An 11855-nucleotide genomic window follows, 5' to 3' on the forward strand; every position below is an offset into this window, starting at 1 on the left:
CCATACACCCAAAAGGACACGCGTCGTCTATGAGAGACGATGACTGACAGAGACGTCCACCTCCCGGTCGCCGCACAGCCGACCGTCGACTCGATCGTCGACTACACACGACGGGCCGAAGACGGTGGCTACGACTGTGCCTGGCTCCCCGAGACCTGGGGGCGAGACGGCGTCACCGTCCTTGCGACGATGGCCGAACGAACCGACTCGATCGATCTCGGCTCGAGTATCTTCAACACCTACTCACGCTCGCCGGCACTGCTAGGCCAGACGGCAGCGACGCTCCAGGAGGCCTCCGAGGGCCGGTTCCGTCTCGGTCTCGGTCCCAGCGGACCCGTCGTCGTCGAGAACTGGCACGGGATGGAGTACGGCAACCCGCTCAAACGAACCCGCGAGACCGTCGAGATCGTTCGCCAGGTGCTCGCCGGCGAGACCGTCGACTACGACGGCGACGACTTCGAGCTCTCGGGCTTTCGCCTGCGCTGTGACCTGCCAGAGCCCGCTCCGCCGATCGAGGTCACGGGAATGGGGCCGAAAGCCGTCGAACTCGCCGGCCGCTTCGCCGACGGCTGGCACGGGATCATGCTCACGCCCGACGGAATCGAGGCCCGTATCGACGACCTCGAGCGCGGCGCCGAACTCGGCGACCGCGACCCCGACGACGTGGGGGTCACCGCCGGCGTCACCTGCTGTGCGCTCGACGATCCGGGCCGCGCTCGCGAACTCGCACGCCAGCACGTCGCCTTCTACATCGGCGGGATGGGTACCTTCTATCGCGACGCGCTGGTCCGTCAGGGGTACGACGTCGCCGCGGAGATCCACGACGCCTGGCAGGACGGCGACCGAGAACGGGCCCTCGGCCTCCTCGAGGACGATCTGCTCGAGGATCTCTGTGCCGTCGGCGACCCCGAAACCGCCCGGGAGCGACTCGAGCGCTACGAAGCCGTCGACGGCATCGACGCCGTCGCGGTCAGTTTCCCACGCGGTGCCGACGAGGACGAGATCCGCCAGACGATGGAGGCGATGGCGCCGGAGACGAACTGAGACGGATCGCTGTCGGTCGGTCCGGAGCCCTGCGATCGCAGACGCGTCGTCGGATCGCCGAGACTCGGGACAGTGGCCCGACTGCGGAAGTCGCCGCCGATCGTTATTCCGACCTATTTCCGACAGAATCAAAACATCCGAGCGCGTCTCCACTCGAGAACGATGGGATCCGAGACAGCAGACGCCGCCGGCACCGCGACAGCACGGCCGCAGTCGATTTCCTCGAATGTGCTTGCGGCCGGGACACACGTGCTGGCGTTACCGACGTGGATCGTCGGGCCGCTGCTCGTAATCTGGCTGTCACGAAGCGAGTACGTCACCGAACATGCACGACACGCTATCAACTGGCAACTCACCGTCGGTGTCGGCTACTATCTGGCCGGGGTACTCGCCGTCGCAACCGCCGCGGGCGGAGACTCGCTGTTCGTTCTCTGGGCGTCGGTCCTCGCGGTGATCGTTCTGGGCGGCAACCTCCTGTTCTGTGGCGTCGCTGCGGTTCGGGCAGCACGTGGCTGCCAGTGGGAGTATCCCGTCGCGATTCGGCTGATGACGTCGGCGGACGTCTCGCGAACGTTTTAGGGTGGGTGTACGATCCCAACCGAACTACGCTCGGTACTATTCGTCCGATAAATTAAAGCAAGCAAGAATTCTTGGATAGGTTATCTATGGTCCCCGGTCGATGGCACCCGCTGTTCGACCCAGCACTCCTCGAGGCGATCATCGAGGCGACACCCGAGTGGCTCGGCGCGTTACTCGTTCCGATCACGTACATCGGCAGCGTCTTCGTCGTCGTTCCGGCAGTTGTCGTCGCCTACTGGTGGGACCCCGACCGAATGGGTGCCTGGCTCCCCGCGTTTCTCGCCTACTACGGGCTGATGGCGAGTATCAAGTCGCTAAACTCGGCAACCCGGCCAGACGTCGATCCGGCCGTCGGTCCAGAGCTGTTTCCGGCGATCTACGCGACCTGGTACGAGCACGCGACGGCGATCTCGTCGACGAGTTTTCCAAGCGGGAACGCGATGGTGCCGGCGCTGATCGTCGGGCTGATGATCGTCGATCTGCGCGTCAGTACGCTCCGTCGCCGGGCGGTAGTCGGTGGCTTCGTCATCGCTCTCGTCGGCTACACACGGCTCGGACTCGGCGTCCACTACCCGATCGACGTCATCGGCGGGATCACACTCGGGCTGGCACTACTCGGCGTGATCGTCTACTGTCGACGCCGACTCGAGGACGGCGTCACGGCTGTCTTCGTCCTCGCGTTGGTCGTCACGTTCGTCAGCGTCTGGCTCCGCAGCAACGGTTTTGGCGTCCCGACGTGGGCCGGAATTCAGGGCTCGAACCGCGTTCTCGCCTTCGGCGGCGCCGTCGGCGGCCTGCTCGCCTGGCGGCTCGGTCGCACGACCGACTGGGCCTACACACGCGACACGCTAGGTAGCGTCGGCTCGTTCGCAACGCTGCTGGCCGTCGTCACAGCGACGTACATAGTCCATACGACCGTCACGCATCCCCTCGTGACGATGCTGTGGGCAGCCGTCGCCTTCGGAGCGGTCGTTGCCGTCCCACACATCGTCCCGACTCGCACGGAGCTGTCGGCGACGCTGGGCGTGTCGGCGTGAGAACGTGGCGTAGCGTGTATCGTAGTCCGATACGGACCGCTGTCGGTATCAAAACAGGTGACTGTCTGGTCCAAGCGTCACGGCTCACCGACCCGCACCGACGAACGTCGCGGGGACGACAACGAGCGCGAGCGGGTCGACGCCCGACCTAACGGGCGGAACCGCGTGTGCCATAGCGAAGACGACTGCGGCCTCGTCGACGATTCCGGCCCCGTCGCCGACGACCCCGGCAGCAGCGAGGCCAAGCGTCACCAGGAAACCGACCAGCCATGCGACGGCCCCGCGGACGAGCCCCCAGACAGCGCCGATTATACCGACTGCCCTCTCGAACGGCCGGAAACGCCTTGTGGATCGTTCGTCCCGGTTCGTCTCGGTTCGTCTCGCGCTCGTCTCGAGTACGCCGAGATCGAGACGCATTCGAAATCGCATCCGTACCGACGAGTCGACCCCGACAGCTACAAACCGCAGATCCACCCAGTTCGTGGTATGCCCGGGAAGGTGAGTCCCGACGAGTTGCTCGCACACGTCTTCGAGCGGACGGGAACGGCCGCCGAGGACGAAACGGTCCTGCAGGGGCCGGCCGACGGCGAAGACGCCGCCGCTATTTCCCTGCCGTCCGACGAGGAGACGCTGGTCGTCAGCTCGGATCCGATCTCGCTGGCGGCCGAGGGAGTCGGCTCGCTCGCCGTTCCCATCGCCTGTAACGACGTCGCTGCGTCCGGCGCCGATCCGCGCTGGCTGACGACCGTCATCATGTTGCCCGACGAGACGTCCCCACTCGAGGAGATCACCCGAGACCTCGACGCCGCAGCACAGGACGTCGGCGCTTCGATCGTCGGCGGCCACTCGGAGTACGTCGACCAACTCGAGCGGCCGTTGCTCTCGCTGACCGCGATGGGAACGACCGAGGCGTTCGTCCCGACCGGTGGTGCCACCCCCGGCGACAGCGTTCTCCTCACGAAGGCCGCTGGACTCGAGGGAACGTCGATCCTGGCGGCCGACTTCGGCGACGAACTCGGCATCGAGGACGACGTCCGCGAGCGCGCCGAATCGTTCGTCGAAGAACTCAGCATCGTCCCCGACGCTCGCGCGATCCGGGCGGACGCAACCGCGATGCACGATCCGACCGAGGGTGGCGTCGCGGCCGGCTTGCTCGAGATCGCCCGCGCCTCGGACGTCCGGCTCGAGGTCTCTCGAGACGCGATCCCGATCCGAGAGGAGACCGAACAGCTGTGTGCGGCGGCCAAGGTCGATCCGCTGCGGATCTTCGGCTCCGGCGCGTTGCTGGCGACGGTTCCGGCGGACGCAGTCGAGGATTGCCTCGCAGCGCTCGAGGAAGCTGGCCTCGAGGGTGCCGAGATCGGCACCGTTCACGAGGGAGACGGCGGGCTCGTGATCGACGACGAGCCGATCACCGACCCCGTCGAAGACGACCTCTATCCGCTGTGGGAGCAGGCCGACAGCGCCGACTGATACGGTTCCCTGTCGTCACGTCCCGCCGATCGCCAGCATGGGGTCGGGGATCCGCAGGACAGCGTGTTGGACCGACGTACTGGCTCACCTACAGACGGGTCGTATCGGTGGCAACACGAAGGCCCGAATTCGCCTGCGTGGGGCTTATTGACGCGGGAACGTTTCACCTGCCATGGCGACGATCGCCTACGAGGGACCGGACGGGACTGCCGAGGAAACCGTCGACGCCGGTAACATCACGGATTCGGGGAAAGTCCAGGGACTCCGGATCCAACTCGAGGACGGTTACGTCCACCTGCCTTACACCCGGGTGTACTGGATTCGGATGAGCGAAGACGAAGGGAAGGCCGACTACTCGTCGGCGTAGCGTCGGGAACGTTGCCCGTCGCCTCGCAGCCACCCGCGTGGCCACAGGTGCCACTGGACCGACGTTTAGATAGATCGTATCGGCCAGGGCACTCGTGGAAGTACAGTCGATCGAACCGAGAGTCGCTCAGCAACGAGGTGTCACTACGAGAGTGCCACCACGAAAGTGCCACTACGAGAGTACCATCACGAAAGGGCTACAGTACTATCGTGGCACCGACGAGTATCCACTCCCTCCCCAGCCGATTCGCTCACTCGCCGTGCTCGTTCGCTCATCCCTCGCGTGGGTTCGTGTCGCGGCTCACGGATCGTTCGCCGCGACACGGCACGCGCCATCGCACTCGAGTTCCGTGCTACCGCAGGCGGGTCCCGTGCTACCGAAAGACGCGAGTTCCGTGCTGCCGCAGGTCGTGAGATCGGTCACCTCGAGTAGATCGACCGGACCGACCAGCGCGGGGACGATCGACGACCGATTCGTGACCGCGACGAATCCAAAAATATCTAACAGTACGCGACTTTCGGGGAGAGTATGCACGTCTCTATCGTCGGCAGCGGCTACGTCGGGACGACGATCGCCGCCTGCCTTGCGGACCTCGGTCACGAGGTTACGAACGTCGAGATCGACGACGAGATCGTCGCGACGATCAACGCCGGCGAGGCTCCGATCCACGAGTCGGGCCTCGAGGAGCGAATCGCCGAACACGGCGGGTCGACGCTGCGGGCGACGACCGACTACGACGACGTCCGCGAGACCGACCTCACGTTCCTCTGTCTCCCGACGCCCCAGGCCGAGGACGGCAGTCTCGATCTGGCACCGATGCAGGCCGGCGCCGAGTCGCTGGGTCGGGCACTCGCCGACAAGGACGACGACCATCTCGTCGTCGTCAAAAGCACCGTCCTCCCCGGAACCACCGAGGAGGTCGTCGGCCCGATCCTCGAGGACGAGTCCGGCAAACGGATCGGCGACGACCTCGAACTCGCGATGAACCCCGAGTTCCTCCGAATGGGAACGGCGGTCGAAGACTTCCTCGAGCCCGACAAAGTCGTCATCGGAGCGACCAGTGAGGGAGCGGCCGCGACGCTGCGGGAACTGTACGACCCGATCGTCACGCGCGAGGAGACGTCCCTCGTCGAGACCGATATCCGCGAGGCCGAACTCATCAAGTACGCCAACAACGCCTTCCTCGCCTCGAAGGTCTCGCTGGTCAACGAACTCGGCAACATCGCAAAGACCTACGGCGCCGACGCCTACGAGGTACTCGAGGCGGTCGGCCTCGACGACCGCATCTGCGAGCGGTTCATGCGCTCGGGGCTTGGCTGGGGCGGCTCCTGTTTCCCGAAAGACGTCGACGCCTTGCGTGCCGGCGCACGCGAACAGGGGTACGATCCCGCACTGCTCGACGCCGTCGTCGCGGTCAACGACGGCCAGCCCCGCCGGCTGGTCGGGCTACTCGCCGACCACGTCGATCTCGAGGGTGCACGGATCGCGGTGCTTGGCCTGTCGTTCAAGCCCGGGACCGACGACATCCGGAAATCACGTGCACTCGACGTGATCGAGTCCCTCCAGGACCGGGGCGCGTCGGTCGTCGCCTACGACCCGGTTGCGATCGAGAACGTCCGGCCCGACTACCCCGACGTGACGTACGCCGACTCGGCGACGGCGGCACTCGAGGACGCCGACGGCGCAGTCGTCGCGACCGACTGGCCCGAGTTCGACGACCTCGAGTTCGAGGGAATGGCAAGTCGGATCGTCGTCGACGGCCGACGGATCGATATCGACGCAGACGCCCTCGAGGTCTACGAAGGGCTGACCTGGTAACTGGAGTCGGTCCGATATACTGCCGGACAACACGATGCACACACCGATCACACTCGAGACGCGGTCGGGAGTGTATTGACTGTTGTCCGGTAGTATAGTAACCGCTGCACGTGTCGATCAGTAGTCTTTTGCAGTCACAGTGGGGACTACCTGCCGATGGACAATGACGCGGTTCGTTCGGACGAGCGCATCTCGACGGGCGACGGAGCGGTCATCTCGATGAGCCCGGAGACGCGCGATATCTCCGCCGATGAGGTCTGTGTCCTCATTCCAACGCTCGACGAGGCGGCGACGATCGGTGACGTCATCGACGGCTTCTACGAGGAGGGATACACGAACGTCTTCATCGTCGACGGCGACTCCGACGACGCGACTCGAGAGATCGCCCGCGACCGCGGCGCACACGTCCTCGTCCAGTCCGGCGACGGTAAGGGCCAGGCCGTCCGCGAGGCACTGGAGTACATCGACGTCCCCTACGTGTTGATGGTCGACGGCGACGGCACTTACGATCCGGCCGACGCGGATCGCATGCTCGAGCCCCTCTCACGGGGATACGAGCACGTAATCGGCAACCGCTTTGCGGATATGGACGACGACGCGATGAAGGCGTTGAACGGCTTTGGAAACCGGATGATAAACAGGTCGTTCCGGTTCATCCACGGCGCCGACTACGATGACATTCTCTCCGGCTATCGGGCCTTCACCGTCGACTCGTTCGAACGGCTCTCGCTCGACTCGGAGGGGTTTACGATCGAGACGGAGCTAGCCGTCGAGTGTGTCAAACACGGGATCGACACGACCGTCGTGCCGATCAGTTACAGCGCCCGGCCGGAGGAGTCGGAGACGAACCTTCATCCGCTCAAAGACGGCGGAACGATCATCCTCGCGCTGTACTCACTGGCCAAGACGAACAATCCGCTGTTTTACTTCGGCAGCTTCGGCGTGGCCGGGATCCTCTCCGGTGGCGTCGTCGCCTCGTATGTCCTCTGGCAGTGGGTACAACACGGCCAGGGCCACGAGATCCTGGCGATGGTGTCTGCGGCCGCGATCCTGCTCGGCGTCCAGTTGCTCATGTTCGGCGTCCTCTCGGATATGCTCCTGTCGCTGCATCGCGAACAGCGGCGCCGTCTCGAGCAGATCACACGCGAGAACCGGGATCGGGATCGGGATCGGGATCGAGACCGAGACCGAGACCGAGACCGAGACGATTAGCTATACGGCTGCCGGTCGATTTCGTGGCATCTGTGACCTGTCTTCCGATCGCTGAGTCGCGGAGTCGACCGTCTCAAAACGGTAGCATCGAGCGAACCTGCTGGAAGACGCCGCCGGAGTGTTTCTGTCGATACTCCTCGAACGGTTCGTGGAGGGCGTTCAGGAGTTCCTGGCGCGAGTGAAACTCCTCGGTGTCGACCTCCGCGAGCATCTCACCCAGGGAGACGTCGTTGCCATGGACGTCGTATGGGATCTGCTCGTGGCCGAGTTCGGCCGCGATGTCGTCTTTCGTCGCCGGAAACGTCAGATCAGCGCTCTTGAGACGCGCGTCGACGGCGGCGATGCCGAATTCGATACTCTCGGGTTCGTCGTCGTCTCCGCCCGATGGTGGCCGGACTCCCATACGGTTCCGTAGGAAGTCCGATAGCAAAACCGCTACGAAGACTGTCGGGGAACTGACGCGGACGAAATTCCAGAGAGCGACTGCTAATCGTACCGAAACCACGCTGCCGATACGCCTTTGGCGTCGGCGACGGAGTATCGCGTATGACCGAATACACGACGGTCTCGATCCCGAAGGATCTGGCCGATCGCGTCGAGGAGACTATCGAGGGAACTAGCTTCCAGTCCACGAGCGACCTGACCCGATTCCTCCTTCGCAGTATCGTCATCCAACACCAGAAAGAAGGCGAACTCACCGAAGCCGAGTTCGAGGAGATCACCGAACAGCTCCGCGGGCTGGGCTATCTCGAGTGATACGCCAGTCGCAGTAGCACTGCTTCTCATACTGTCGGACGACGGTCGAAATCAGCCGGTCCGAACCGCTAGACCGACGCCAGCGCCAGTCACGTGTCACTCGAGCGGTTCGGCCGCTTCCTGCTCGAGCAGCGGTGTCGCGTTCTGCTCGGGGAGCGTGACGATGTCGTCGGTCGAGAGGTCGTATTCGCGATCGTCGACGCCGAGGATCGAGCCGACGTCGCGCGTAATTCTGACGGTGACGCGGTCGACGTCGTCGGTGTCGTTCTCGGCGGCCGATTCACTATTCGGTTCGGCCGCGGCTGTCTCTGGCACTGACGTGTCCGGCTCCGGGGGCGTCGGCGCAACGCTCTCGTCGGCGCCGATCTCCGGCCCGCTCCCGCCCATGACGTCGGCCGGCGTCACGCCGCTTTCATCGTGCCGGTCGTGGTCGGCGCCCGCCCCGTCGCCAGCAGCCGCCGGATCGACGTCCGCCGGCGGCTCCTGTGGCGGCACCGGCGGATCGTCTTCCGGTTCGGACCCATCGTCAAGCTGATCGCTTCGTGGATCGTCAGCTCGCGGACCCGTCTCGTGAACTGGCGGACTCGAGTCCGACGTCTCGGGACCGGCGACGTCATCGGGCGTGCCAAGACCAGATTCGGGGTCGGGTCCGGGCTCTGCCATCGATTCCGTACCGGCGTCGGCCGCCGGCTGGGACTCGGGCTCGGCACCCTCGAGGACGTCGAGCACGCGCGATTTGTTCGTGTCGATCCGGTCGACGAGGTCCTCGAAGAGGTCGGCCTCTTCGGCGGTCAGTCCTTCGTCGTCGGCCGCCATCCCGGCCGCAGCGAGGCTGGCCTGCTTGACGAGTTTGCCCATGCGCCGCTCGTAGATCGCTTCGACGACGTCCTTGGCCGTCTCGATCTCGTCGGTCAGACGACTCACTTCGGGCGAGGAGAAGGGGTCCTCGGCCCGTTCGGCGGCGCGGTCGCGTTCGTCCTCGAGGTCAGCGATGTAGTCGCCGACCTCCTGGTAGAACGAAGGGCGCAGGTTCTGGAGACTGTCCTTCTGGCGCTCCTTGCTCTGGACCGAACGCAACTCGTCTAAATTCATTCTTTTTCCTTCTCGGCTCTACCGCGTGCCATCAAGAAGACGGCAACGTACTCCGGTAGTGACTGGTCGCCTTCCGGGACCGTAAAGCTATCTCCTCCCAGTTCCACCTCGCCTGGCTCGGTGACGTCGACGGTGATCTCGTGACCGCGGAACGTGTCGGGGACGGCGTCGACCAGTGGATCGAAGTCGTCGATCTCGTCTCGCTCGAGACGGACCGTCTTCAGGCCGCTGCCGCCGTGGAGGCTCCCAGGAAGCCTGATGAGCCGGTTCGTGTCGGTCGTGACCGGCTCGTCGATCGGCGCGTTGTCTCGCTCGACGGCCCGCGAGGCGAACCGCTCGGCCAGCTGTGAGACCGCCGTGTGGACGGTGACGTTGCCCGCCGCGAGCTCCTCGCGGTTGTTCCGGGCCGCGTTCAGCGTGGCCGTCGCCTTCCCCTCACCGATGCCGTCGAACGACTGCAATCGCTCGAGTGCTGCGTCCTCTTCCATCTCGAGGAGTTCGTCGACGAAATCCATCAGGTGGGCGTGGGTACGGGCACCCCAGCCGCCTTCGATCTCGAGTGTGTGGCGCTCGGTCGGTGTCTTGCGGCCGAGACCGGCGACGGTCTCACTTCGGATCAGTTCGTCGTACTCGAGCCCGATGCCGCGGACGTAGTCGACGATCTCCCGTCGGTGCTCTCGCTCTAACTGCAGGACGGTTTCATCGCGAACGTGAACGTGGTAGCCACGACCCCCCGAGAAGACGATCTCGAGGTCCTCGAAACCGAAGTCGGTCTCGAGGAAGTCGAGCAGTCGAACGAGGGCATCCTTACACGTCGCGAGCATCTCGGCATACGAGTCCTCACCGAGGGTGACGCCGGGCAGGTGGTCGGCGTCGAGGTCGAAGACGAGATCAGCCGCCTGCCAGTCTTTCGCACTCATCGAACTCGCGCCGGGATCGCGAAACCGACCCGCCGAGAAGTAGACGTGGCGTGGCCGCTTGCGGACGAGAAACTCCGAAAGGTCGCCGAGTTCGAGCAGCGACCGGTGGCGGACCATCGTCGTGTCGGGCCCCTCGGTCCACGGAATAAACCCCCACTCGCGTTCGTTGGCCGACGGCGGCGGCGTGATCTCCGTCCGCCGGTAGTGATCGCGAAATCGCCCCCGAAGGTAGGCCCTCGTTCGCTCCTCCATACGACTCGAGTAGTCGTGGATGGGAGCGTATAATCCTGCCGAATGGTCGACTCCGCGCGGACCGTTCTCGAGGGACGCTGGGGATCGACAGTCGGGGCGTCGTCAGCGCCGCATCAGTTCCGAGATCTTGTCGGTGATACCGACGTCGGAACCGAGTTTCAGGTAGTAGGCGTCGCCGCCGTCCTCGTAGTAGTTGTCGATGCGGCGTTTGATCTCGAACCCGAGGTGTTCGTAGAACTGGAGGGCGTTTTCGTTGCTCGTCCGGGCGTGACACGTGATCGTGTCGTGGTCCTCCGCGACGCATGCGATGAGCTTTTTCCCGATGCCCTCGCCTCGGAAATCCGGGGAGACCGCGAGAAAGAGGATGTAGCCGTCGCGCCGGACGGCCGCGAATCCGACGAGTTTGCCGTCCTGGAGGTAACAGTGGACTTTCGAGCGACGATACGCGTCGGTAAAGAAGTCATACCGCTGTTTGAGCACGCCTTCCTGACGGTTGATCTCCTCTTTGAGTTGCCAGGCTTCGTCGACGTAGTCGTCGCTCCCCGGCGCGACGACCCGACTGTCGATGTTGACGCTCACTAGCCTACTGTAGCAGCGTCGCCAATATAATTCCACCGGCAGTCGTCCGTACGTCACGTTCGATAGACAAATCGAGCGATTCGGGAGGACGGCACACAGTCGATCGTTGTCGGTCGATCGTTACGGAGGCGCAGACAGGAACGCGCTCCGCTCGACCGCATGGAACCGACGGACATACGATGGCGGCGATCGAACGACTGAGTAGCAATGTCAGGATCGCAGGGCGGGCGGTTCGAACTGCAGAAACACACGGCCGATGTCGCGGTCGAAGCGACTGGCAACAGCCTCGAGGCGGTCTTCGCGGCGGTCGCCGACGGCCTCGCGGCCGCGTCGTGTGAGGAGATTCCCGACACGGGCGATCGCTTCTCGCTTTCGGTAGCCGCCGAGAGCCGCGAAGCCCTGTTGTTCGATTACCTCGACGAGTTGATCTACCTGCGTGACGTCCGGGCGGAACTACCGGTCGACCACCGCGTCGAGGCGATCGACGGGCCGACCGACGACGGCGATGGCGACAGCGGCGACGACGGCACGTGGTCGCTCGAGGCAAGCGCCCGCGGTGTCCCACTGGCCGAAATCGACGCCCGCGAGGTCAAAGCCGTCACGTACTCCGAGATGCGACTCGAGCGAGTCGAAGGCGAGGGCTGGGAGTCGTACGTCGTCTTCGACGTCTGATACGGACTGCGGTACCGACCTCCCGCCAGTCGTCGATTCCGAGGACCGCCAACG

The 11855-nt window shown here is 64.7% G+C and carries 14 protein-coding genes; 9 read left to right on the forward strand and 5 right to left on the reverse strand.

Annotated elements, in window-relative coordinates:
• Positions 1-39 precede the first annotated feature (39 nt).
• The 3 genes from RBH26_RS03390 (at position 40) to RBH26_RS03400 (ending at position 2660) form a co-directional block, all read left to right on the forward strand.
• Positions 40-1044 carry a TIGR04024 family LLM class F420-dependent oxidoreductase gene (locus RBH26_RS03390; RefSeq protein ID WP_306756550.1) on the forward strand — a complete coding sequence of 335 codons (1005 nt, stop codon included), beginning with the start codon at positions 40-42 and terminating at the stop codon, positions 1042-1044.
• 162 nt (positions 1045-1206) lie between these two features.
• Positions 1207-1623, forward strand: coding sequence for a DUF4870 domain-containing protein (locus RBH26_RS03395; RefSeq protein WP_306756552.1), 417 nt, complete (start codon positions 1207-1209; stop codon positions 1621-1623).
• A gap of 86 nt (positions 1624-1709) precedes the next feature.
• Positions 1710-2660, forward strand: a complete 951-nt coding sequence (locus tag RBH26_RS03400; protein ID WP_306756553.1) for a phosphatase PAP2 family protein — start codon at positions 1710-1712, stop codon at positions 2658-2660.
• Positions 2661-2744: 84 nt separating this feature from the next.
• Here the strand turns inward: RBH26_RS03400 and RBH26_RS03405 are convergent, their stop codons facing one another.
• Entirely contained in the window at positions 2745-3077 is a 333-nt protein-coding gene (locus RBH26_RS03405) for a hypothetical protein (protein WP_306756554.1), read from the reverse strand.
• 69 nt (positions 3078-3146) lie between these two features.
• Between RBH26_RS03405 and RBH26_RS03410 the strand changes: the two genes are divergently transcribed.
• The 4 genes from RBH26_RS03410 (at position 3147) to aglJ (ending at position 7530) form a co-directional block, all read left to right on the forward strand.
• Entirely contained in the window at positions 3147-4133 is a 987-nt protein-coding gene (locus tag RBH26_RS03410; protein ID WP_306756555.1) for an AIR synthase family protein, read from the forward strand.
• A gap of 172 nt (positions 4134-4305) precedes the next feature.
• A complete protein-coding gene (locus RBH26_RS03415; RefSeq protein WP_306756557.1) occupies positions 4306-4500 on the forward strand; it encodes a hypothetical protein in 195 nt (64 codons plus the stop codon).
• Between the two features lie 528 nt (positions 4501-5028).
• A complete protein-coding gene (gene aglM / locus RBH26_RS03420) occupies positions 5029-6318 on the forward strand; it encodes a UDP-glucose 6-dehydrogenase AglM (RefSeq protein ID WP_306756558.1) in 1290 nt (429 codons plus the stop codon).
• A gap of 156 nt (positions 6319-6474) precedes the next feature.
• Entirely contained in the window at positions 6475-7530 is a 1056-nt protein-coding gene (gene aglJ, locus RBH26_RS03425; RefSeq protein WP_306756559.1) for an S-layer glycoprotein N-glycosyltransferase AglJ, read from the forward strand.
• A gap of 73 nt (positions 7531-7603) precedes the next feature.
• Here aglJ and RBH26_RS03430 read toward each other — a convergent pair whose 3' ends face one another.
• On the reverse strand, positions 7604-7933 hold the full coding sequence (locus tag RBH26_RS03430) for a hypothetical protein (protein WP_306756560.1): 330 nt from the start codon (positions 7931-7933) through the stop codon (positions 7604-7606).
• Between the two features lie 143 nt (positions 7934-8076).
• Here RBH26_RS03430 and RBH26_RS03435 point away from each other — a divergent pair, with 143 nt between their 5' ends.
• Positions 8077-8286 carry a ribbon-helix-helix domain-containing protein gene (locus RBH26_RS03435; protein ID WP_306756561.1) on the forward strand — a complete coding sequence of 70 codons (210 nt, stop codon included), beginning with the start codon at positions 8077-8079 and terminating at the stop codon, positions 8284-8286.
• A 96-nt stretch (positions 8287-8382) separates the two neighbouring features.
• Here the strand turns inward: RBH26_RS03435 and RBH26_RS03440 are convergent, their stop codons facing one another.
• From RBH26_RS03440 to RBH26_RS03450, 3 genes are all read right to left on the reverse strand, one after another.
• Positions 8383-9378, reverse strand: a complete 996-nt coding sequence (locus RBH26_RS03440; protein ID WP_306756562.1) for a hypothetical protein — start codon at positions 9376-9378, stop codon at positions 8383-8385.
• Complete coding sequence (priS, locus tag RBH26_RS03445; protein WP_306756563.1) at positions 9375-10550, reverse strand: DNA primase small subunit PriS; 1176 nt, start codon at positions 10548-10550, stop codon at positions 9375-9377. The genes RBH26_RS03440 and priS overlap by 4 nt, the downstream gene beginning before the upstream one ends.
• A gap of 102 nt (positions 10551-10652) precedes the next feature.
• Positions 10653-11129, reverse strand: a complete 477-nt coding sequence (locus RBH26_RS03450; protein ID WP_306756564.1) for an N-acetyltransferase — start codon at positions 11127-11129, stop codon at positions 10653-10655.
• 207 nt (positions 11130-11336) lie between these two features.
• Here RBH26_RS03450 and RBH26_RS03455 point away from each other — a divergent pair, with 207 nt between their 5' ends.
• The gene (locus RBH26_RS03455) at positions 11337-11801 is read left to right on the forward strand and encodes an archease (protein ID WP_306756565.1); all 465 of its coding nucleotides are present in this window, start codon (positions 11337-11339) and stop codon (positions 11799-11801) included.
• Positions 11802-11855: the final 54 nt, after the last annotated feature.

Origin of the sequence: Natronolimnohabitans sp. A-GB9, assembly GCF_030848565.1 — an archaeon.
Lineage (GTDB): Archaea > Halobacteriota > Halobacteria > Halobacteriales > Natrialbaceae > Natronolimnohabitans.